The 22,044-nt window shown below is 57.8% G+C and carries 23 protein-coding genes and 1 tRNA gene; 14 read left to right on the forward strand and 10 right to left on the reverse strand.

Features of this window, described 5'->3' with window-relative positions; genetic code table 11:
- Positions 1-3 precede the first annotated feature (3 nt).
- Positions 4-933, forward strand: coding sequence for an SMP-30/gluconolactonase/LRE family protein (locus tag ACP15U_RS10395; RefSeq protein WP_425045081.1), 930 nt, complete (start codon positions 4-6; stop codon positions 931-933).
- Between the two features lie 268 nt (positions 934-1,201).
- Here the strand turns inward: ACP15U_RS10395 and ACP15U_RS10400 are convergent, their stop codons facing one another.
- Positions 1,202-2,602 (reverse strand): amidohydrolase family protein, encoded by a 1,401-nt coding sequence (locus ACP15U_RS10400; protein ID WP_425045082.1) that lies wholly within the window; start codon positions 2,600-2,602, stop codon positions 1,202-1,204.
- A 166-nt stretch (positions 2,603-2,768) separates the two neighbouring features.
- On the opposite strand from ACP15U_RS10400, the gene ACP15U_RS10405 reads away from it, so the two are divergent.
- Positions 2,769-3,773: a helix-turn-helix domain-containing protein gene (locus ACP15U_RS10405; protein ID WP_425045083.1), complete on the forward strand. Its 1,005-nt coding sequence runs from the start codon at positions 2,769-2,771 to the stop codon at positions 3,771-3,773.
- A gap of 611 nt (positions 3,774-4,384) precedes the next feature.
- Here ACP15U_RS10405 and ACP15U_RS10410 read toward each other — a convergent pair.
- The 4 genes from ACP15U_RS10410 to ACP15U_RS10425 form a co-directional block, all read right to left on the reverse strand.
- Positions 4,385-5,203 carry a hypothetical protein gene (locus tag ACP15U_RS10410; protein ID WP_425045084.1) on the reverse strand — a complete coding sequence of 273 codons (819 nt, stop codon included), beginning with the start codon at positions 5,201-5,203 and terminating at the stop codon, positions 4,385-4,387.
- Positions 5,204-5,377: 174 nt separating this feature from the next.
- The gene (locus ACP15U_RS10415; protein WP_425045085.1) at positions 5,378-5,932 is read right to left on the reverse strand and encodes an HdeD family acid-resistance protein; all 555 of its coding nucleotides are present in this window, start codon (positions 5,930-5,932) and stop codon (positions 5,378-5,380) included.
- Positions 5,933-6,087: 155 nt separating this feature from the next.
- A complete protein-coding gene (locus ACP15U_RS10420) occupies positions 6,088-6,597 on the reverse strand; it encodes a DUF1269 domain-containing protein (RefSeq protein ID WP_425045086.1) in 510 nt (169 codons plus the stop codon).
- Positions 6,598-6,680: 83 nt separating this feature from the next.
- On the reverse strand, positions 6,681-8,204 hold the full coding sequence (locus ACP15U_RS10425) for an arylsulfatase (RefSeq protein ID WP_425045087.1): 1,524 nt from the start codon (positions 8,202-8,204) through the stop codon (positions 6,681-6,683).
- A 388-nt stretch (positions 8,205-8,592) separates the two neighbouring features.
- On the opposite strand from ACP15U_RS10425, the gene ACP15U_RS10430 reads away from it, so the two are divergent.
- From ACP15U_RS10430 to ACP15U_RS10445, 4 genes are all read left to right on the forward strand, one after another.
- The gene (locus ACP15U_RS10430) at positions 8,593-9,321 is read left to right on the forward strand and encodes a Crp/Fnr family transcriptional regulator (RefSeq protein ID WP_425045088.1); all 729 of its coding nucleotides are present in this window, start codon (positions 8,593-8,595) and stop codon (positions 9,319-9,321) included.
- Between the two features lie 172 nt (positions 9,322-9,493).
- Complete coding sequence (locus tag ACP15U_RS10435) at positions 9,494-9,709, forward strand: hypothetical protein (protein ID WP_425045089.1); 216 nt, start codon at positions 9,494-9,496, stop codon at positions 9,707-9,709.
- Between the two features lie 188 nt (positions 9,710-9,897).
- Positions 9,898-10,221, forward strand: coding sequence for a hypothetical protein (locus ACP15U_RS10440; RefSeq protein ID WP_425045090.1), 324 nt, complete (start codon positions 9,898-9,900; stop codon positions 10,219-10,221).
- On the forward strand, positions 10,214-10,492 hold the full coding sequence (locus ACP15U_RS10445) for a hypothetical protein (protein WP_425045091.1): 279 nt from the start codon (positions 10,214-10,216) through the stop codon (positions 10,490-10,492). Before ACP15U_RS10440 ends, ACP15U_RS10445 begins: the two co-directional genes overlap by 8 nt.
- 209 nt (positions 10,493-10,701) lie before the next feature.
- Here the strand turns inward: ACP15U_RS10445 and ACP15U_RS10450 are convergent.
- The 4 genes from ACP15U_RS10450 to ACP15U_RS10465 form a co-directional block, all read right to left on the reverse strand.
- A tRNA-Arg gene (locus tag ACP15U_RS10450) sits at positions 10,702-10,778 on the reverse strand.
- A 65-nt stretch (positions 10,779-10,843) separates the two neighbouring features.
- Positions 10,844-12,229, reverse strand: a complete 1,386-nt coding sequence (locus tag ACP15U_RS10455; RefSeq protein ID WP_425045092.1) for a sensor histidine kinase — start codon at positions 12,227-12,229, stop codon at positions 10,844-10,846.
- Positions 12,230-12,244: 15 nt separating this feature from the next.
- Entirely contained in the window at positions 12,245-13,663 is a 1,419-nt protein-coding gene (locus ACP15U_RS10460) for a dihydrolipoyl dehydrogenase family protein (protein WP_425045093.1), read from the reverse strand.
- A gap of 3 nt (positions 13,664-13,666) precedes the next feature.
- On the reverse strand, positions 13,667-14,398 hold the full coding sequence (locus ACP15U_RS10465; RefSeq protein WP_425045282.1) for a TVP38/TMEM64 family protein: 732 nt from the start codon (positions 14,396-14,398) through the stop codon (positions 13,667-13,669).
- A 303-nt stretch (positions 14,399-14,701) separates the two neighbouring features.
- Between ACP15U_RS10465 and rpmH the strand changes: the two genes are divergently transcribed.
- Genes rpmH through yidD form a run of 3 tightly spaced genes read left to right on the forward strand, consistent with a single transcriptional unit; the run spans position 14,702 to position 15,586 of the window.
- Positions 14,702-14,836, forward strand: coding sequence for a 50S ribosomal protein L34 (gene rpmH, locus ACP15U_RS10470; RefSeq protein WP_072775959.1), 135 nt, complete (start codon positions 14,702-14,704; stop codon positions 14,834-14,836).
- A 37-nt stretch (positions 14,837-14,873) separates the two neighbouring features.
- Complete coding sequence (rnpA, locus tag ACP15U_RS10475) at positions 14,874-15,335, forward strand: ribonuclease P protein component (protein ID WP_425045094.1); 462 nt, start codon at positions 14,874-14,876, stop codon at positions 15,333-15,335.
- Complete coding sequence (gene yidD, locus ACP15U_RS10480) at positions 15,332-15,586, forward strand: membrane protein insertion efficiency factor YidD (RefSeq protein WP_425045095.1); 255 nt, start codon at positions 15,332-15,334, stop codon at positions 15,584-15,586. Before rnpA ends, yidD begins: the two co-directional genes overlap by 4 nt.
- Here yidD and ACP15U_RS10485 read toward each other — a convergent pair.
- Entirely contained in the window at positions 15,532-16,476 is a 945-nt protein-coding gene (locus ACP15U_RS10485) for a LysR substrate-binding domain-containing protein (RefSeq protein WP_425045096.1), read from the reverse strand. The genes yidD and ACP15U_RS10485 overlap by 55 nt on opposite strands.
- Positions 16,477-16,576: 100 nt before the next feature.
- On the opposite strand from ACP15U_RS10485, the gene ACP15U_RS10490 reads away from it, so the two are divergent.
- The 5 genes from ACP15U_RS10490 to ACP15U_RS10510 all read left to right on the forward strand — a co-directional run bounded on the left by ACP15U_RS10490 (position 16,577) and on the right by ACP15U_RS10510 (position 21,959).
- Complete coding sequence (locus ACP15U_RS10490) at positions 16,577-17,707, forward strand: enolase C-terminal domain-like protein (RefSeq protein WP_425045097.1); 1,131 nt, start codon at positions 16,577-16,579, stop codon at positions 17,705-17,707.
- Positions 17,704-18,978 (forward strand): NAD(P)/FAD-dependent oxidoreductase, encoded by a 1,275-nt coding sequence (locus ACP15U_RS10495; protein ID WP_425045098.1) that lies wholly within the window; start codon positions 17,704-17,706, stop codon positions 18,976-18,978. Before ACP15U_RS10490 ends, ACP15U_RS10495 begins: the two co-directional genes overlap by 4 nt.
- Before the next feature lie 28 nt (positions 18,979-19,006).
- A complete protein-coding gene (locus ACP15U_RS10500) occupies positions 19,007-19,984 on the forward strand; it encodes a TRAP transporter substrate-binding protein (RefSeq protein WP_425045099.1) in 978 nt (325 codons plus the stop codon).
- A gap of 130 nt (positions 19,985-20,114) precedes the next feature.
- The gene (locus ACP15U_RS10505; RefSeq protein ID WP_425045100.1) at positions 20,115-20,639 is read left to right on the forward strand and encodes a TRAP transporter small permease; all 525 of its coding nucleotides are present in this window, start codon (positions 20,115-20,117) and stop codon (positions 20,637-20,639) included.
- A gap of 3 nt (positions 20,640-20,642) precedes the next feature.
- Complete coding sequence (locus ACP15U_RS10510) at positions 20,643-21,959, forward strand: TRAP transporter large permease (protein ID WP_425045101.1); 1,317 nt, start codon at positions 20,643-20,645, stop codon at positions 21,957-21,959.
- Positions 21,960-22,044: the final 85 nt, after the last annotated feature.

Consider the following 22,044-nt stretch of genomic DNA (forward strand, 5'->3'; position numbering starts at 1 on the left):
GAAATGTCACTGTATCCTGCCCCTAAGATCATTGATGCGCCTGTATGGACCTCCATGCCCGATGAGTTTCGCGTCGCGAACACCTCTCCTGAATGGGCCGCAGCAAACAAACCAGGCCGCCAAATTGATAGTTTCCTTGAGGGGCCGAGCTTCGACGTTGATGGCAACCTTTGGGTAACCGATATTCCCTATGGACGCATATTCCGCATATCTCCCGCCGGTGAGTGGGCACTTGTGACCCAATATGATGGATGGCCAAATGGTCTAAAGATCCATCGCGACGGCAGCATTTTCCTGGCTGACTACAAGAACGGCATCTTGCGTCTTGACCCGCAAAACGGACAAGTCGAACCAGTTGTCTGGCACCGTCACTCAGAGCATTTTCGGGGTTGCAACGATCTCGTATTCGATAGCCAGGGTCGCCTGTATTTTATAGATCAGGGCCAAAGCGGCATGCACATGCCCAACGGGCGTGTTTACCGCTATGACTTGGAGTCGAACCACTTAGAATTGCTGATCGACACCGGTCAGAGCCCCAACGGACTGGTCCTGAACGAACACGAAGACACACTGTATGTCGCCATGACGCGCGGAAACAGCATTTGGCGTCTTCCACTTATGGCTGACGGCACCGTTTCAAAGGTGGGCATTTTCCTTCAAATATCGGGTGGCCTTTCTGGCCCTGATGGTATGGCGCTTGATCAATCGGGTGGTCTTTGGGTCGCGCACGCAGGAAATGGCTGTGTATGGGGATTCACACGCGCTGGAGAGCCAACATTCCGGATCAAGAGCGCGACAGGAATGACAACGACGAACCTTGCCTTTGGCGGTCTAGAGAACTCAGAGCTGTTCATCACGGAGTCTGACACCGGCAACATTCTTCGGGCTCAAGTTGGTGTGGGGGGACAGCCCATGTTCTCGCATCTGGACTAGTTCGGTTGCTCCCGCGGATGGGAAGCGAGATCGCCATTTCGCCGTTCACCTTCATATGTGCTCGAACATTCGTTCGAAAAGCGCCGAGCCCAAAAAGCAGCCGTTTGCGTCACACGGCGGCATCGGAAAGAATGGGCTCCAAGCAGTCATTAGCCGCTGTGCAGCACCGAAGAACCGGCTGGACGTCTGCTGTGCGGACAAAGCCGCCCTTCAAACATGGGTGCGATAGATGCGCCAAAAACGCAATTGATCCTTGGTCGCGAGCCAGTCAGTTCAACGTGTTCTTGTAGACCACGCCGTCCTTCATGATGAGCCGCATCGTCAGGATGTCGCGAGAACGTGGTTCAGCGTCGTACCATTTCTCATTGCCACCGATGACACTGATGTCTTCAAGAGGATTTCCGTCGACGATGAGGATATCTGCGTAGGCACCTTCCTCGATCACACCGAGCGGTCCGTCGAGGTAGGGATTGGCCTTTCCGGAGTATGCCAGAAGTTCCCCAGCAGATGAGGTTGCCGCGACTAGCATCGCGTGGTTTCCAAAGAGTTCCGCGTGGAACCACTTTTCGTAGTCGAGTTGTGAGCGAAGCAGTTCCGAGGTGGCAAAAACAACATCAGTCTGGAACGCCATTTTCGGCTTGATCGCTTTGACGTTTTCAACGAAATCCTTGGACAAGTCTGTTGCAAGAGCAAGCTTCGCCTGGTTGGTCTTGGTTTGAAGCCCAGGGTTCTGTTCGAGGTAGGGCGAAATACCAGTCATTTGAGAGACGAGAAAAACATCCTTGTCTTTCATCAACTGAAGCGTTTCACGACTGGCAAAAAAGCCGTGTTCGATGCTTTTCACACCGGCCTCAACAGCCCGCATAATTCCCTCATCCGAGAAAACATGAACAGCGACGTATGTGTCCCAATCGGCTGCCACACGTACGGCTGCGTCAAGTTCTTCCGGCTGGTACTGCAGTGTGTGCAGCGGATCGAGGATCGAGGCGACGCCGCCGCCCGCCATCAGCTTTATCTGGGTGGCTCCCTGTGACAGGTTCTGCCGTACAGCCGTCATGACGCCATCTACACCGTCAGCGACATATGTGATGCCGAGCCGTTGCGCATTGCTGTCGTTTGGATAGGGCGGCAAATTCGGGTTGCGCTGGGACGCGTTGCGAAGATCACCGTGACCCGATGTTTGCGACACAAAGGCTCCGCTGGGGTATATGCGCGGACCATCAACCAGTCCCGCATCGACGGTCTTCTTCAGACCCGACCCGCCGCCGCCCATTTCGCGCACGGATGTAAAGCCGCTATACAGATATTCATTGGCCATATGTACAGAACGCGGACCGATTTCGTCCCACGTGCCGCCCTCCATGCCGCCGACACCGCCCGGCATATTCATATAGAGATGAGTGTGAGCATCAATAAGACCGGGCATTAGAGTACGCCCATCGCAATCGATTACGGTCGCGCCCTCGGTGGACAGCGAAGCGTCCCCGATGGAGGCGATAAGGTTACCCTCAACCAGTACGTTGCGCCCTTCGGTCAGACTTTCCGAAACCCCGTCGAACACGTTGCAGCCGATAAACAGAACCTGGCGTTGTTCGTCCTGAGACAGCGCAGGGCCAGCGATCACCGCGGAAACGGCAAACAATCCGACTGCGATTTTCGAGCTTTTCATGACGTTCCCTTCCAACTCTTTCCAACGCGTTTTTTTTGAAGTCTAGCCCGCTATCAACGATCTGTCCGACCAGTTTTGTGTCAAAAATTTACTTTCTTGCAAAATAAATGATCGGTATTGACCCGATTGAACCAAGAATAATGAATACAGGAAAAAGGCGTACGGTTTGGCCCAGTCTGAGAAGTCCGATCCAGCGTTCGGCTACATGCGGCTTGCTTTAGTTAAGCCGTTTGTAGACTACGTGGGGCGATTGGGGATTAGCGCTCGCGGCGCGCTTGAGGAATTTGCTCTTGAAGCAAACGCACTGAATGATCCCGGCAAGTTTGTTCACGCCGATGTGGTGTATCGGCTGCTCAACGCGCTTTCAGATGCCGCTGCAGACCCGCACCTAGGTTTTCATGTGGGTGAGCGACAAAGCCTTGCCGGTTGGCCACCTTTCCATCGGGCTGCCACGGAGGCGCGTACCTTTGGCGAGTTCCTTCAAATCTTCATTTCGGATGTCCCCAACCTGTCAAATTCCATCCGATACTCCCTGACCATAACTGGTCAGAACGCTGTCTTTGCAGTTGAGCGGTTGACCAATTCTAAAGCCAGCCCGAAACACGCGGAGGGAAGTGGTGCCGCTCAGTTCGCTCGGTTTTTCTACGCTGCAGCTGGCAAGAATTGGGACCCTGAACAAGTCACAATTCGCACCCGCTTTCCAGATGCGATGCCTTTTCGGCCTTATGGTATGCGTTTAGAACGTAAAAGGTCCGGAGCCTTTGAAGTCCATTTTCCGGCTGCCTGGCTCTTCGAGCCCTTCAATCTCGATTTGCGCGAATTGGCGGACGACCAGCAATTGAGCCAAATGCGATCTGAAGCCTCTGCAGTAATCGCATTCCGGTCGGCTGCGCTCCCACTTCTATCGCGCCTCGACTTGAAAGCCGAGCACATTGCACCGGTCGTTGGGTTGGCGGCCCCGATGCTTGAGAAGGCGCTCAAAAGTGCCGGAACTACGCCGGCGCGTGAGTTGCGTCGCCTGCGCGTAGAAGTAGCCAAAGCGGCGCTTCTTCGTGGCGAAAGCGTCAGCGCAATATCTCAGAGCTTCGGTTACTCAGACCCGTCTCATTTTGCGCGGTTCTTTCGAACACAAACGGGAAAATCGCCGCGCGAGTATCGTCGTTCCAGTTAGGATTTTGCTGTTCTTCGGGTGCGTCGGCACATCCACGGTCAGACGGATGAAACGTGTTCTCCTTCCAAGCTTGGACGTGCCTAAGCGGACTACCTACTGTCGTTTTCTGAGCCGCTATCCGGTGTCTGCTCCGGGCTCGAGGTCGTCATTCAGCCCCAATTCGCTTTCCGACCGCTTCCGGCCGTCGAAGGGCTGCTCTGTAAGCTAGCCTGTTGAAGAAATGGGAAAACCTGAGCGTTGCGAGTGGCTGCTGTCAGAGCACGTTTCAGGTTCGTACTGCCGCGTCGCCGCAAGTCGGCTGTGAGCCCAATGCGGAAGTGCCTTGATTCGAGGGTTCGCAAATGCAGCAACGTGACCAATCGAAACATCGGTTGCCCTGCAGCAGTAAATGCGGCCGTTCGCTCCAAGACGAAGCGTGCTTTCAGTTGCCGACGTTCGCGCTGAGGACAGAGCAGTCATTCGGTACACTGACATTGAGCGTCAGGGAAGCGAACGTCGGAGTCATTAGCTTGAAATTATCGACGCCCAAAAAGCGCAGTGATTGGGCCAACATCAGCGATTCGGCGAACACACCAGTGAGACAACGGTTCGGTCTCTAGTACTGTCTTCGACTACTTGCCGGTGAATTGCATATTCACAGCGAAGTAGACTTGTTTCTTTGGCTGTCCGACGCCTCGGTGGGCAATTGACCATTGCGGCTCGACAAAGAAGTTGAAGACCGTGTTGTTGCGCTTGACAACCTTGCCCAGACGTATGCCCAGTGGCACCGAATAGTTGTCGTTGCGAAAGTTGTAGGTCCAGATCGGCGCGCCGCCGGTATACCAACCGCCACCGAGCTGAAAAAAGGCAAACGGTTGCAGGGCTCCGAGGCTCACACGCGGGTTGCCGTTGGTATTCCCGACGCCACCGCGCCATGTCAGCAGGTAGCCGTACTGGAACTTCGGCGAGCGCCCGTCGAAGAAAACATTTGCAAGGCCTACCTGCCATTGGTCCGGACCGAGCCCGTTCCTGGCCGTCGGCGCCACGATCTGTGGGCCGAGCCCGAAGCTGACGGCTGGATTTCCGGTATCAAAGAGATAGGCGGCAAAGACGTCAATGTCGCCGAGGCCGTTGATCTTTGAACCGCCGGGGCCAACAGGGAAACTGTTGAAGGGCAGTGATGCCCGGAGCAGCCACTTGCTGTTCCCGAGGCTGAACGGCTGGGCAAAGCGCAGGACGAACTGATTGCCGCTCTCGGTGCCCGGGCCGGTGAACTCGTCGATGAAATAGTTCTGAATGTTGAAGGCGGTGATATCCGCAAGCGGGTTGTTGGCCTGTGCGCTAGCATCGGCCCCCGACTGAGCCTGAGCAGGCCCGCCGCAGGCAAACCACGCACAAAGAGATACTAAGGTTGCATTCAGAAGAATGGAAAGGAGTGTTCTGGGCCACATGAGGATTGCTCCGCTTTCTTTACGATCATGCCTTTTCTGCAAACCCGCTTTGGCAGGTAGGATGTGTCAATCCACACCCACCCGGGTACTCATTTCCAGCCTATTGTCTGCATGCCCGACCGTTTGTCGGCACGCCCGCAGGAGCAAATGCGTCAGCGCCGTGCCCTGGCCACCTCACGGCTGCATGGACTGGCCACTTTTCAGCCCGTAGGCAAACCGGATATACCCGGCCCCTTCGCTGACAAGCAGACAGCCCGCCACAACCCCGGTCAGTACCGAACTGATCTCCGGATAGAGCATCATCAGATAGCCCGACAGCAGCACTGACAGCGCGCCGGCGAAGATCATCCAGCCCGAGCCGCTTTCGGGCCGAGCCATAACGCCGACGGCAATCCGAATCAGGCCGTTGACGAAAAAGGCTACGATCAGAACCAAGGTGATCGCTAGGAGGCCGTCGAACGGATGAAACAGGAGCGCCAGCCCGGCAAGGGCATTGAACCCGCCAAGGATGAGATAGGTCATCCGAGCATTCCAGCCTTCGCCGGTCATGAAAACCTGAACCAGCCCGAACACGCCAGCCACCAGTAGCGCTGCGCCGATAACCTGCTCCAGCACAAATCCAGTCATAACTGGTGCCAGCCATGCCGATCCACCGGCTATGCACAGTAGTATGCCAAGGGCAAGAAACCATCCCCAGCTTTGCTGAAGATCTTTGTCGTCTTTCGTCATGGTTGCGGCCTCTCCAGGTGGGTTGGTTGGGGATCAAACAGTGTGAAGTGCCATCTGTGCTGACTTGCACACCCCTGGCTGCGCCTCTCATTGGGTGAGAAGGGATACCGGTTGCGTGGTGAAACCCATGCAACCGGTCCCCGCCCTAAGTGGTGTCAGGATTTGGACAAGGCGGCCCGCAATGCCTTTTCGTCACTGACCGAAAGTGAAGATTCGATCACTTCTCCCTTAAGCCCTTCCAACTCATTGAGAACCTTGGTTGGGCGGCTGGTCCAGCCGATCATTGCCAGCGCAGATGTGTCGGGCTTCAGTTTGCCACCCAGGCGGATCGCCAGCGCGTCTTCCTGATCGGCGTCGTCCAACGCGCCGGCCAGCAGACCGGTACTGGCACCGACCAGACCTCCTGCCAGCAGGCCGGCGGCAGGATTGCCGGCCAAAGCCCCCAGCATCATACCGGTCAGCCCACCCAGGCCGGCGCCACCCAGATAGCCCTCGGCTGTCAGGGTGTCCGAATTGCGGATGCGGATCTGCCCGCCCTGATCGCGTGACACGACGATCACGTCATACAAATCGACTTCCCACTCGTTTTCCATCTTCATCAGACGCATCAGTGCTTCGTCTGCTGTATGACGGCCTTCAAAAACAATTATGGCCAGATTGCTCACAGTACTTCTCCTTTGGTGTGTTGATGGAGTTGGGTTGGCGTCCCGGCTTGGCAAATCAGTCGTCCGGGGCGCCATGGATCTTGCTATTTTATTTGCGCTGTCAGCTTTTCGATGCCCCAGGTGGCAGGATACTGGCGACGGGGGAACTCTTCGAACGTCGCGGCGAACTCCTGCACATAGCGGGCAGCCTGTGCGAGCTGGAACACCCGCTCGCTCCAGAGTGTCCAGAAATTGTTGGAAGTGTCCGCCCTTTCGAACGGGTCCATCCGCAAGTCCCACACAACCGGTGCCTTGAGCTTTTCCAGCTTGCGAACCCAGACCTCGGAGCCTTCATAATTCTGGATCATGTACATCGCCTTCCAGCGGTCATCGAACCGGATCGCAGAGACTTCGCCGCCATCCGTCGAGTAGACGAAGTACTTGCGCGGGTTCTCGACGTCGTCGCCGGCCAGCAGCGAGGTCATGTCGTAGCCGTCCAGATGCACCTTGAAGTCCTTGCCGTTGGCTGTGTGACCTTCCAGAAGCTTCTGTTTGATGTCCGGATCGCCCGCGTATTTCAGGATCGTGGGAAACCAGTCCATGTGCGAGAACACGTCATTGACGATCAGGCCCTCGGGGATCCGGCCGGGAAATCGCGCCATGGCTGGGATGCGAAAGCCGCCTTCCCAGTTGGTGGTTTTCTCGTTGCGGAACGGGGTCACGCCACCATCAGGCCAGGTCGCCTGGTGTACTCCGTTGTCGGTGGTGAACAGCACCAATGTATTGTCGGCCACACCCAGTTCTTCCAGCTTGTGGAGCCAGATGCCCACATGGTCATCCAGTTCCAGCATCCCGTCGGCATATTCATTGAGTCCCGATCGACCGCGGTTCTCTTCGCGCACATGGGTCCAGAAATGCATACGGGTGGAATTGAACCAAACGAACCAGGGTTTTTCCTGTTCATGCTGACGATCCACGAAGTCGAGCGCGGCCGCCATGAATTCGTCATCCACGGTTTCCATGCGCTTCGAAGTCAGTGGTCCCGTGTCGTTGATCGCGCCGTCGGCAGAAGACTGTATCACGCCTCGCGGGCCATAACGCTCACGAAACTCCGGTTCCTTGGGATAGACCTCGTTTTCTGGCTCTTCCTCACTATCGAGGTGATAGAGGTTGCCAAAGAATTCGTCGAAGCCGTGATTGGTGGGCAGATGCTCATCCAGATCGCCAAAGTGGTTCTTTCCGAACTGGCCTGTTGCATACCCCATGCTCTTTAGCAGTTCGGCCATCGTCGGATCTTCCGGGCGAATACCGAAGTTTGCGCCCGGGAGGCCCACTTTGGTCAGACCCGTGCGAATCACGCTCTGACCAAGCATGAAGGCAGCGCGACCGGCAGTGCAGGATTGTTCGCCGTAGTAATCTGTGAACATCACCCCTTCGCGTGCGATCCGGTCGATATTCGGCGTCTGGTAACCCATCATCCCGTGGCTGTAGACGCTGATGTTTGGAATGCCGACATCGTCGCCCATGATGATAAGGATGTTCGGCTTGTCCTGCGCGAACACTGATGAACCAGCTACCAGTCCGGCGCATAGCACCAGTGTGGAAGCAAAAAACCGATTTGTTTTCATGAAACCTCTCATCTTGTTGCGCGACGGATCTCTTTGAGACCCTGCTCAGCGGTTGAGTATTGGGCAGGCAAGCAGATGCGGATTGACCAGGTCGATGCTACCCGGGTCTCCACCAGCCCCAATGCCGTTGCCGGTTCGCAATCCAGTCTACAAGCTGCCTTGCCCATTCTTTCCTCATTTCCGACAACAGACACGCCCTGCTGGCTGGCACACAGTCCCCAGTTCGCCCCTGGAATTCGGGACGTTGAAAACGGACAATGTCCGTACTCGAGGGTGTCACCACCTGAAACTGGTTGATCGTGCAGAGGGGACATCGCCCTCTGCGTTTCGAAAATATCCGGACATCAAGTATTGAAAATGATCATTTGATAATGTTTTCTGAGCCAAAATGAACTCTCGTAGCGATCATGTTGCTGGCCTTACGCCAAAATCGTTACGTCGCATGAGGGATCGTGCGCGTGCATTTGAAGTGTTGAGATCGCGCGGATGGTTTTCGCGGATCAACAAAAAGATGCAGGCGGCTCTCGAAGCCGAGTCGCGCCTGGTCCATGCTCGATGTGGCGAACAGATTTTCCATGTCGGCGACCCCGGAGCCGGTTTGTTCGGTATTGTCGAAGGGTCGATTTTGCTGAGTTTTCCGCGCGAAGACGGTGTTCTCGTGCCCTTCTCGCCATTTGGAACTGGCTATTGGCTTGGGGATCTGGCCGCACTGTCTGGCAAACCCGGAATGGTTTCGATCGACGTCCGCGCTGATGTTACTGCGGTCAATGTCCCGGCACAGCGAGTCCGGCGCCTGGTCAAGAAAAACCCAGAGTTTTACAAGAGTTTCTACGAGTTGAACCGCCAGAACCTCAAGGTTGCGCTTCGCTTACTGTTGGCGCTGACAGGTGAATCAGCGGAGCAGCGGATTGCCCTGCGCCTCCGCGTCATGGCGGACTACTCGGTTCGGACTGATGGCTGGGTCGACATCACTAACCAGGAAATGGCGGCCCAAACCGGGCTGTCTGTACCGACGGTACAACGCGCTGTTTCGCGTTTGGTTAAGTGCGGATTTCTGGAACGTGGATACTCTCGTATCCGAATACTAGACAGTGAAGCCTATCCCAAAAGCGGGTAACAGCAATTGACCCAGTGAATTTCTTGGCCGCCCCATCGCCTTAAAATCAGAGACATTCCCGATTGTGCCGGACCGGGATGTGTTGTTCACAATGCAGCCTGATCTACGAAGCGCTCGAAGTACCGGCTTTCAACTTGGCTTGGTCTGCAATTGAGATAGTCTAAGTAGCCGCATGAGGCGACCGGTTTCGATTTCGGGCAAACTGATTGTAGTGAATGACGGCTTTGGGGAAACTGTGCTGCACCGCGAAATCTCGGTCAACGTCTCGACCGGAGTTTGGTCCCAAGCTTTGCTGCAATCGCATCGGGCAGGTTTGTCCCGCGACTCGGTCATCGGGCACTGGCGCAGCGAACGGCCGGTTTGTATTTCGGCCGATTTGACCACATGAACGTCCGGTTTAGGGAAGTCATGCTGCGCTGCCGCGAATTGTCCAGCGATTTGCTGGCCTTGAATTGGGAAGTTTCGGTGCATCGGCATCGAGTGGCTTCGTCCGCATACCCGACCTTGGGCCAGTTACTGAATATCCTGTTATGCACCCTACATGCACGGTCCCTCCAACAATCGAAAGGATCGCCCATGTGGCTATTCACCGAAGCCGATGGCTTCATCTCTGCTGTCGTCCATCGCGATGACCCATCTCAAATCATGGTCCGCGCCCGAGACGCCGACCACCTGCGCCGATACTTTCCCGGCCACCCCATTCAAACAACACCCGATGCTGACTACCGCTACAGGCTGACCCTCCCGCGTGAGGAACTGGCCGAACTGGTGGCCGACCGCATCCGCACCATGCAGGCGACCAACTTCAAGGCCGAGACCGCCCGACACTTCGACGGTGTCTACCTCGACGCCCTGCACGAGGTGTGGGCCGTCATGTGGAGGTATCAGAACCATGGCTAAGTTCGCGCTCTGCCGCCGCACCTGCGGCCGCATCGACTACTACTGCAACGGCACCACCGTCCGAGGCCGCAAGGGAATGGGGCCGGCGGTCGTCTGGCTGCGCCGTCGCGCCAAGCCCGGCGACTTGGTGTTTCTCGAAGAGGACTACAATCCCGACAATCAGCACCCGCCGATACGGCCATTGTTCGAAGCCTTCTGCGCCAACATGATGCCGGTCGAGCCGGCCGACTTCTGGCCCGAGATATACAGGGTAAGCGGCGAGGCGCTGTGACCCGGTTGGCGATGCATCGCGAGTCGGGCCTCGACGGTATGCCGTTTCTTCGTATCGCGGTCAGGACTGATCAGTCGGCATGGGTCGAACCTAGCCCAATTCTGCTGATTTTCTGAGCCAGGGGTAGCCTCAGAGTTGCCTTGGACAAACGAGTCGCACATCAATCAAGTGCGCCCAGCGCGTAACATGTTGTTATTCCAAGGTGAAAGTGGCGGACCGAGGAGGATTCGAACCCCCGACCCCTTGATTCGTAGTCAAGTACTCTATCCAGCTGAGCTATCGGTCCACTTGGTGAGGCGCTATTTAGACTTCGTTCCGGAGGGGTGCAACCCCTAAAAGCAGAGAAAACGCTCAAATCGTTCCATCGCCTTTGGGAAGCAGGATTTCAAAGCGAGTTCCCTCGGGGCCGGTTTCTTTCAGCGTCAGGGTGCCGCCGTGGCCTCGGACCAGTTCGGCTGAGATTGCGAGGCCCAAACCGGTCCCGCCTTTGCGCACTGTGCCCTGAAACGGAGCAAAAAGATGTTCCTGAGTTTTCGTGGGCAAGCCGGGGCCGGTGTCGGCGACCACAATTCGCCAATTATCGTCTTCATCGCTGGCATGAACGGAAACCGAACCGGGCTTGCCAGTGGCTGCCAGCGCCTGACGACCATTTCGCACAAGGTTTAGGATGACCCGAAACAGCTGCTCGGGGTCGGCGCGCAGAACCAGATCTTCGGGGACGGTACTGACGATCTCCACGTCGTTCGACGTTAATGCCAGCCGCTCCGAGGCGACGACATCGACCACCAGATCGTGCAGCCTGACCATCGTCAGTGTCGGCGCGGGTTCTTCGGCGCGACCGAAGGCCAGCGTGCTTTCACAAAGCGACACAGCGCGGGTGATCGAATTGACCAGTTTTGGCGCCAGACGGCGAACGAGCGGGTCCTCGCTGCTTTCGATCCGGTCGGTAAAGAGTTGAGCCGATGTCAGGATGTTGCGCAGGTCATGGCTGACCTTGGCCACGGCCTCGCCCAGCTGCGCCAATCTTTCGCGCTGTTTCAATGCGTGGGTCAGATCAATCTGCAGCATTTGCAGAGCTTCCTCTGCCTCTCTCAATTCACGCACGCCTGCACTCGGCTCGATGATTCCCCGCCCGTCCTCGGGCGCCTGAGCATAGCGTTGCATGTAGCCGACAACGCCCTTGATCGGACGCACCAGAAATGCCCGGACCGCAAGAAACAGCAGGCCTGCCGTTATTACCGAGATAACCAGCGACAGCATCAGGATCCGAAGACCGTAGTCGATCATCGCCATCCGCAGCGGTTCAGTTTCCATGGTGACTTCGATCAGCAGGCCGGCATCACGAACCGGTTCCCCGATGACCCGGATAATCGCATTTCCCGGAGTGGACAGCCGCACCATTGCATCGCGGATCAGCACCCAGGCGGGCGCGTCACGCAGATCATATGTGCCTGAGATCTGCCCCGGAATCGGTGAAGCCAGCATCAGCTGCCGGATCTCGTCCCGCCGCAGCACCACGTTAAACACGCCCGCATTTGCCAGCAGTTCAGCCTCAAGCGCCTCGCCCAACATGTCATCGGCCAGCAATGCCAACGAAGCGATCTGCGCCCGTTCCAGCCGGTTCAGCAAGTAGTCTTCGCGAAAGCGCGCGATCGAAGGGACAAAGATCAGCACTTCGGCCAGCATGACGAACACGGTCGTCAGGATCAGAAAGCGGCCAGAAAGCGAATTCAGCATCTTGTCCTTTTCCGATCAGGGGAGCCAGCGTTGAACGAACCTGACCGCACGTTTCACCATGTCACTCTCAAAAAGCCGCGGAGAAAAATATGCTCCAGCGGCGCGCTTGTTGATTTCACCAATCGTCGGGTAGGGCGAGACCATGGCTGCAATCTGACTCATCTTCAGCTTATTGGCGAGTGCAAGTGACCACAAATTCGCCAATTCGCCTGCCTGATGCCCGACAATTGTGGCCCCGACCGGGCGGCCGCGAACAACCATGACCTTGATGAAGCCCTTGGTCTTGCGTTCGGCAATGGCGCGGTCGTTATGGGCGTAGTCGAAACGGACGATTTCCAACTTATCGCCATGCGCCTCACGTGCCTGCACGTCGGTCATTCCGACCTGCGAAAGCTCTGGCTCTGTATAGGTGGCCCACGGGATATGTGCCGTGCGGATGGTCGAGGGCAGGCCGAACAGGGCAGAGCGAATGATGACACCGGCGTGGTATCCCGCCATGTGGGTGAACTGCATCCCACCTGCCACGTCGCCAATTGCATAGATCCTGCGGTTGGTTGTGCGCAGCCCGTCATCGACCCTGATACCAACTGGCGTGGTCTCGATGCCAGCGGCTGCGAGGTTCAACCGTTCGATGTTGGGTTTGCGCCCCACTGCCATTAAGAGGTGACTGCCGACGAAGCTGCGGCCATCAGCCGTTTCGATCTCAATTGCACCGGCTGAACCCAGAATTCTCGCGACCATTGCGCCTTCGGCGATTTCCACGCCTTCGTCGCGGAGAGTATCGAGCACGGCCTTTACGGCTTCGGGGTCATCCTTACCCATCGCCCTTTCACCCTCGATCACCGTCACCTTGCAGCCCAGCCGGACGTGCGCCTGGGCCATTTCGATGCCGATGGGGCCGCCTCCGACAATCAGCAGATGTCCAGGTTTTTCCCGCAGCTCGAAAATGGTCTCGTTTGTCTCGAACGGCACATCCTCCAAACCGGGAATGGGTGGAACCAGCGGCGAAGACCCGGTCGCGATTACGATGCGGCGGGCCGAAATCACGTGGTCGCCGGCCTGAACTTCGGTCCGGGATAGGAAAGTTCCGTATTCTCGTATGACGCGCACGCCCAGGCTTTCAAACCGTTCCTGGCTATCGACGGGGGCAATCTGTGCGATCACGTCATGAACATGATCCTTTGCGGCGGCGTAGTCCACGTTCGGTGCCACATTGGTCACGCCGAACGGCGCGGAACTGGCCTGTGCATGGGCGGCTTTCCCGCTGGCAATCAGCGCTTTGGAAGGAACACAGCCGAAATTCAGGCAATCGCCACCCATCTCGTGACCTTCCAGCAGGGTCACGTCTGCTCCCATCTGGCTTGCGCCTGCGGCGACCGACAAGCCACCTGACCCGGCTCCGATTACCAGGATGTCGGTTTTTATCCGGTTCATGGATCAGATCTCTTTTCTGCCGCGGACGGCCCTAATGACCAATGGAAGCGCTGCGAGTATACATAGCCCGATGATCGGCCCGATCACATATGGCTCTCGCAGCAGCGACAAGTCCGGGGTTCCGCCGCGGTCAAACACTTCACCCAGCCCCACGCCGATCCAGGTAAAGACGATACCGCCGGGGATGATGCCAATCGCCGTCGTCAGCAGATAGTTCCGAAAACTGACGCCAACCAGCGCGGGAACCAGGTTGGCGGCAAAAAATGGCACTACCGGCACCAGCCGCAACAGGAACAGCACCGGAATCTCGTTTTCGTGTAAGGCCGTCTTGAGTTTTTTGATCGTGCCTTCCGACGCCTCCAGGCGCGCCGACATGGATTCTCCCAATCCTGCCCGGGCGGCGAGAAAGATGATTGCTGCCCCGATCGTGGCAGATGTGATGTTGAGAACGGTCCCCAGTGCAAGGCCGAAGAGAAACCCTCCGGCCATCGAGAATACGGCCGCGCCCGGCAACGAAAAGATCACAATCAGAATGTATGCCCCGACGAAAGCCACCACCATACCCAGGAAATGGGCATCTCTGTAGGCAAGCAGTGCCTCCCGGTTGTCGCGCAGGGTCTCAAAGCTGAGGAAGTCCCGCAGCGTAAATGCCCCGATGACGGCGACGCAGAGAATCACAATCAAGGGCAGGTGGCGAGTGGAGCTGCGCCCTGAGTTGTCGGTTGTCTCGGCCATCCGGTTTCGTGTTTCGTCTTGGTTGCTGTCCATCCTGTGGTCCAAGATGCGCCGGACAGAGGTAAAGCAACAGGGTCTTCACGCGGCCTTGATCATGTCATTGTGTTTCGTGAGGGAATCCGGCACTCCACAATGAAATTGAAACCTTTCCACTGGCCGATCGCGTATTTTGTTGCAAAACCCGGTGAAATTCGCCGGACAGGGTTTGACTTACCGCCCGGCAGGCAGTAGAGGACGGGCTTCGAACACCACGGGCAGGCGAATCCGCGCCGAACCCGACCGCAAGAAATTGGAGACGGAGCGATGAAACGCACCTTTCAGCCTTCTAACCTGGTTCGCAAACGCCGCCACGGTTTCCGTTCGCGTATGGCCACCAAAGCCGGACGCAAGATCCTGAACGCACGCCGCGCCCGCGGCCGCAAGTCGCTGAGCGCCTAAGCGTCAGTCGGCCCGCGCCACTGCGATCTAAACGAACATGACGCCGCCGGAGGCTCCCATGGATGGCAAGGCCAACCAGGGGAATTCGCCCCCGGCGGCGTCCGTTTGCGCGCCTGATGCGCAGACGGCCCCGACCCAGATCTCTACCCTTGCCAAACGGCCCGATTTTCTCAAGGCCGCCAGGGCGCGCCGGCAGGGAGCGGCCTCGATGCTGGTTCAGGCCAGACTCCGAAATGATGGCGAGGCGAGCGGTATTCGCGTCGGTTTTACCTGTTCCAAAAAGGTCGGCAACGCGGTGGCCCGCAACCGGAGCAAGCGGCGTTTGCGCGCAGCCGCGCGAATTGTCCTGCCCGAACTTGGCCACGATGGCTGGGACTATGTGCTCATTGGCGCGCGGGACAAGACGGCAGCACGTCCATTCGAGCTGATGCTGGACGATTTACGCTACGCGTTGCGCAAACTGCATTCAAACAAGAACCGAAAGGCCGATCGCAGATGAACCTGCTGGCGCATATCGTGGCTCTGCCTGTGCGCGCTTATCGGTTGATCTTTTCGCCTTGGGTTGGATTCAATTGCCGGTATCAGCCAACCTGTTCGGCCTATGCGCTCGAGGCGTTGGAGAAACACGGCGCACTCAAAGGCTCGTGGTTGGCGGCCAAACGGATCGGCAGATGCCATCCCTTGGGGGGAGATGGCTATGATCCGGTTCCCAACCCCGATGCGCCGGATGACCCAGACGGGCGAGACTGAACCGCCATTTTTTCCATGTTCCGCGCCACCTGAGCCATGAAATTCGCACCGATTGCCGAAAGCGGCCGCCCCCTCGCGGTAACGATGGCGATATCCAGAAGGATCTGCGGACGGAACCGGCGCAGGACATAGCCGCGCCCGTCGTCACTTGACAGGTTGAAAGGGTCAACCAACGTGGCGCCGAGCCCTTGTTTCACCATGTTCAGCGAGTTCCGGAACAGGTCCGTCTGGCAGCGAATGCGCAGATGCGCTCCGACTGCGTGAAACGCCTCTCTGGCCCTGCGGTTCACCATGTGGTCGCCCCCCATGACAATGAACGGGAAGCCATCCAGATGCTCGGGCGTCAGCACCTCGTGGTCTGCCAGAGGGCTATCTTCGGGCAACGCACACATGATCTCGAAGAAGAAAGGCTGCTGATCCAGCCCGTCATGGCGCACCGGCAACTCGCAGATTCCGATCTCGAACAGCCCGGCCATAACCCATTCCTGAACTTTCGCCGAATACTGAGACTGAAAGGCAATGGTCAGATTCGGCTTGTCCGCCGCGAACTTCCGGATTTCGCCCGGCATGAAGCCAAAAGCCATCGCGTGATTGGTGGCGACCTGCAACTGGCCTGCTTTCTGGTTCTGCAAGTCCACCACGGCCTGATTGACATGGTCGAGGCCCCGCACGACCGTGTCGATTTCCTCATAGAGCACAATCGCCTCGGGTGTGGGGACCAGCCGTCCGCGGTTGCGCTCAAACAGGTTCAGCCGGGTGGACCGTTCCAGTTGCGCTAGCAGGTTCGAGATGGCCGGCTGCGATACGCCCAGAAGTTCTGCGGCCCCGGTGACTGTTCCGGTATCAATGATGGCGTGGAACGCCTGATATTGTCGAAAGTTCGATGCCATGCCGACATGTATCACAAAAAATGATGCTGGGGGAAAATCTTAGTATTTGAAATGATGGCTCCGCTTTCGCACACTTCCGTTGCGTCACGAGGGAAGCGCGATGTCGGAACTTTTGCAGACCATTACAGGGTTCGATCTGTGGCATCTGTCACTGCCGGTGGTATCCGCCCGCGACCACGGGATCGGCCGTGTCGAAGGTTCGTGCGAGGTCGTTGTCCTTCGGTTGACGGCCGAGAGCGGCACCCAGGGTTGGGGCGAGGCCTCTCCGTGGTCGGTTTTCACAGGCACGCCCGAGGCCAGCTTTGCTGCGCTCGATCGCTATCTTCGGCCGTTGGTGACAGGGCGGAGGGTCGGCGACCGGACAGCGATCATGGCCGATGCCGACCGTGCCGTCGCACATTGCACAGAGGCAAAGGCGGCGCTGGAAACGGCTTTGCTTGACCTCGCGGGTCGTATCTCGAGCCTGCCGGTCTGGGCGCTCTTGGGCGGCAAGTGCCGCGATGCGATCCCGCTCAGCTGCTCCATTGCAAACCCAGATTTCGCGGCCGACGTTGCGTTGCTGGAGAGGCTAAGGGCCGACAAGGTCGGGCTGATCAAAGTCAAGACCGGGTTCCGGGACCATGCATTTGACATCATGCGGCTGGAGCGGATTGCTCAGGATTTTCCGGAGTTTCGCGTACGCGTGGATTACAATCAGGGCCTCGGGATTGAACAGGCCATTTCACAGGTCAGGGATGTGGCGGAGTTCGAACCCGATTTCATCGAGCAGCCTGTGCGCCATTATCATTTCGACATGATGGCCCGACTCAGGGATCTGATCAGCGTGCCTTTGCTGGCCGACGAAAGTGTGTTTGGCCCCGAGGATATGATCCGCGCCGCGCGCGAAGGAATCTGCGACGGCGTTTCGGTCAAGATAATGAAGTCCGGTGGTTTGTCTCGCGCCCAGACGGTTGCCCGGATCGCCGCGGCCAATGGTTTGACGGCCTATGGCGGAGACATGTTCGAGGCTGGTTTGGCGCATCTTGCCGGCACGCATATGATCGCGTCCACGCCCGAAATCACGCTGGGCTGCGAATTTTACCAAGCCAAGTATTTTCTCAAAGAAGACATCCTGCAATCGCCGTTCGAGATCCATAACGGACAGGTAATCGTGCCGGATGGGCCCGGTCTTGGCCCGGTCCCGGACGTCGACCGGATCAATCACTATTCGCAGCACAGGGCCGCCGCATGATTGAGGACCCCAAAACCGTCGCCATCGTCGGGGCCGGGATCGTCGGGGTATCCACGGCGATATGGCTTCAGCGGGATGGTCTTAAGGTGATCCTGATCGATAGGGAAGGTCCAGCCGAAGGCACTTCTTATGGCAATGGAGGCATTCTTGCCAGTTGCTCGGTGGTGCCGGTCACGACGCCCGGTCTCATGCTGAAGGCACCGAAGATGTTGCTCGGCAAGGATCAACCGCTGTTCCTGCGCTGGGGATATCTGCCGCGCCTGATGCCGTGGCTGCTAAAGTATATGCGTCGCGCGAATGCCGAGGATGCGGCCAGAACGGCCGCGGCGCTGACGCCCATCGTCGGAGACAGCCTGAATGATCATCTGGCTTTGGCGAACGGAACAGGGGCTGAAAAGTGGATCGTCCCGTCCGATTACCTTTTCATCTACAATGACCGGGCGCACTATACCGAAGACGGGTTTGGCTGGGATCTTAGGCGTAAGAACGGCTTTGTCTGGGATGAGTTGGAAGCGGCGGCGTTTCGCGATTACGACCCGGTTTTTGCCGAGGATCTGACCTTTGCTGCGCGTCTGAAGGATCACGGACGGATCACCGATCCCGGACGATACGTAAAGGATCTTGCGAAGCATCTGGAGGCACAGGGCGGCAAGGTGATCCGCGCCGACGTCGAGGATCTGGTTCGGGAGAACGGTCAGGTGACCGGGGTTCGCGCAGGGGGGCAGACCATAGCCTGCGATGCCGCAGTGATCGCCGCCGGAGTCTGGTCGGGCGGGCTGACCAAAAAGCTCGGGCTGGATGTCCCGCTGGAATCCGAGAGAGGTTATCACCTTGAATTCTGGGAGCCGTCCGTCATGCCGAGATCACCGGTTATGGTGGCGGCTCGGAAGTTTGTTGCGACGCCGATGGAAGGCCGTTTGCGGTTGGCGGGCGTGGTGGAATTCGGCGGGCTCGAGGCTGGCGCCTCGGATGCACCACTGGATCTGCTGCGCAGAAATGCGGCCGCCGTTTTTCCGCAGCTGCGGGCCAGCCATGTCACGGAATGGCTCGGCCACCGCCCGGCGCCCGCAGACTCGATCCCCGTGATCGGAGAACTGCCCCATCTCAGAGGCGCATTTACCGCCTTCGGTCATCACCATGTCGGGCTGACCGGAGGTCCAAAAACAGGCCGGATCGTGGCTCAGCTGATTTCGGGCCGCACACCGAATGTTGACCTAAACGTCTATTCACCGGCACGCTACACGAAGGCCGGAAATAAAAAGAGCCGCTGAACTAAAATACCAAACCAGGGAGAACAAGATGAAGAAACTAGCAAAATTGATGGCCGCCACGGCCCTGACCGCGACCACGGCAATGCCTGCAATGGCAGAGAAATGGGATATGCCGATGGCCTATTCCGGCTCCAATTTTCATTCGGTGACGGGTGCGGAATTTGCGAATTGCGTCACCACCGGAACGCAGGGTGAGATCGAAATCGTCACCCATCCTTCCGGTTCGCTATTCCCCGGCGCGCAGATCAAGCGCGCGATCCAGACAGGGCAGGTTCCGATTGGCGAACGTCTTTTGTCTGGTCACCAGAACGAAAATGCAATTTTTGGCGTGGACTCGATCCCGTTCCTTGCGACGTCCTTTGATGATGCTGACAAGCTCTGGACGGCGGCCAAGCCTGCGTTGGAAAAGGTGCTCGCAGAGCAGAACCTGACGCTGCTTTATTCTGTCCCGTGGCCACCGCAGGGGCTGTATTTCCGCGACGAGGTGAACTCGGTCGCCGACATGAAGGGCATCAAGTTCCGTTCATACAACAACGCAACGGCGCGGCTGGCCGAGCTGACAGGGATGTTGCCGGTCACCATCGAAGCCGCCGAGATCAGCCAGGCCTTTGCGACCGGCGTGGCCGATTCAATGGTCAGTTCGGGTGCCACTGGCTATGACCGCAAGGTTTGGGAAAGTCTGAACTACTTTTATGAGGTCGATGCCTGGTTGCCGCGCAACTACATCATGGTGAACAGCGAGGTCTGGTCCGGTGTTTCAGACGCAAACAAGGCGGTTGTCACCGCATGCGCCGGAATGGCGGAATATGCCGGTACATGGCGGGCCAAGGAATACACCGGTTTTACCCTTCAGGGATTGCGTGACGGAGGCATGAACGTGGCCCCAGCCAGCGATACGATGAAGGGAGAATTGCAGGAGATTGGTGCCACCATGACAGCCGAGTGGCTTGAAGCCGCCGGCGATGAGGGCAAGTCCATCGTCGATGCCTTCAAGGCTGCCCAGTAATTCGCACAATTGATCCAATACCCGGAGCCAGACCGGCTCCGGGTAGGTTCCCGGGGGTGTGTGATCCGGACTTCGCATACGGGGCTCTGGAGCTTCGTTGCAACGCCAGTTTCTCGGAAAGGGAAGCGTCATGAAACAGCTGCGGCGCGCCTTGGATGCGCTTTACTTGGGCTCAGGAATCCTTGCTGCCTTGTGCCTTATCACTATTCTGGCCCTGATCGTGGTGCAGATGGTCGCCCGGTGGACAGGCGAAGTGTTTCCCGGAGCGCCCGACTACGCGGGTTATGCGATGGCTGCGGCGTCGTTTCTTGCGTTTGCCAACGCATTGAACCGGGGCGCTCATATCCGGGTGTCGATCCTGCTCAATGCGGTTGGCCCCGCAGCAAACCGGATCCTGAACATCTGGTGCTTTGCCGTCGGTTCGGCAATCGCATGGTACTTTGTCTGGTATGGTAGAAAATTCGTCTACTGGTCCTGGAAGTTCAACGATATTAGCCAAGGGCAGGACCGGACCGCACTGTGGATCCCGCAATCGGTGATGCTTCTGGGGGCGATCATTTTTGCGATCGCGCTGACGGACAATCTTCTTAGCCTAATTTTCAAGGGGGATCATCGGATCCGCCGCGATCTCGTCGATCAGAGCTTTGGGGAGTGAGACATGGAAGACTTCTCGATTATTACTCTGTTTCTCTTCGTATTGTTCCTATTGCTCGGCACTGGCGTCTGGGTTGGACTGGCCCTGATGGGCGTAGCCTGGGTCGGGATGGAGCTATTCACGACCCGGCCGGTTGGCGACGTGATGCTGACAACAATCTGGACGGCGTCGTCCTCGTGGACCCTGACGGCGCTGCCGCTGTTTATCTGGATGGGAGAGATCCTGTATCGGACCCGCCTCTCCGAAGACATGTTCCGCGGTCTGGCTCCGTGGATGGCGCGGTTGCCCGGCGGGCTCGTGCATACCAACATCGTGGGTTGCACGGTGTTCGCAGCGGTGTCGGGCTCTTCGGCGGCAACGCTCACGACAGTCGGGAAAATGTCGATCCCCGAACTACGCAAACGGAAATATCCCGAGCCGATGATCATCGGAACCTTGGCGGGGGCGGCGACGCTGGGTCTTATGATTCCGCCTTCGTTGACCCTCATCGTTTATGGCGTGACGATCAATGAAAGCATTTCAAAGCTGTTCTTTGCCGGGATCCTGCCTGGCCTGGTTCTGGCCGCCATGTTCATGGCCTATGTCGCCATCAAAAGCCGGGTGTCCCGCGATTGGAATCCGGCCCCGGAACCGCCCCTGACTTTTGGCCAGCGCATTGCGAATTCGCGCTTTCTGCTACCCGTGATCTGCCTGATCCTTGTCGTGATCGGGTCGATGTATCTGGGTTATGCCACCGCGACCGAGGCCGCTGCCTTCGGCGTGATTGGCGGCTTGGTCCTCGCCGCTTCTCAGGGTTCGCTCAGCTGGCAGAGTTTCACCGAAAGCCTGATGGGGGCCACGCGCACAAGTGCGATGATTGCCCTGATCCTCGCCGGCGCAGCCTTTCTGTCGCTGTCGATGGGGTTCACCGGATTACCGCGTGGGCTGGCCGACCTGATTGCGCAGCTTGAGCTGACAAAGTTCCAGCTGCTGATGGTTCTGCTCGTGTTCTATATCATTCTGGGAATGTTCCTTGACGGGATATCCTCGGTTGTGCTGACCATGGCCGTCGTCGAGCCGATGGTGCGCGAAGCCGGGATTGACCTGATCTGGTTCGGCATCTTCATCGTGGTCGTGGTCGAGATGGCGCAGATCACGCCGCCGATCGGGTTCAACCTGTTCGTGCTGCAAGGCATGACCCACCATGAAATGGGCTTCATTGCCCGGGCCGCCTTCCCGATGTTCCTCATTATGGTGCTGATGGTTTTTGTGCTTATCACCTTCCCCGAAATCGCTACATGGCTCCCCGACAATATCCGGCAGGCGCCCGGAGGCGGGTAGGGCGGAGATGCGCCCGACACATGACAAGATCATAGGTTTTGTGCCCCGTGCCGGACAGGGTCGGGCCGCTGTCCCACTGTCCGGA

The sequence above is a fragment of the Primorskyibacter sp. S87 genome (assembly GCF_049801055.1).
In the GTDB taxonomy this organism is placed as follows: Bacteria; Pseudomonadota; Alphaproteobacteria; order Rhodobacterales; family Rhodobacteraceae; genus JBNAGF01.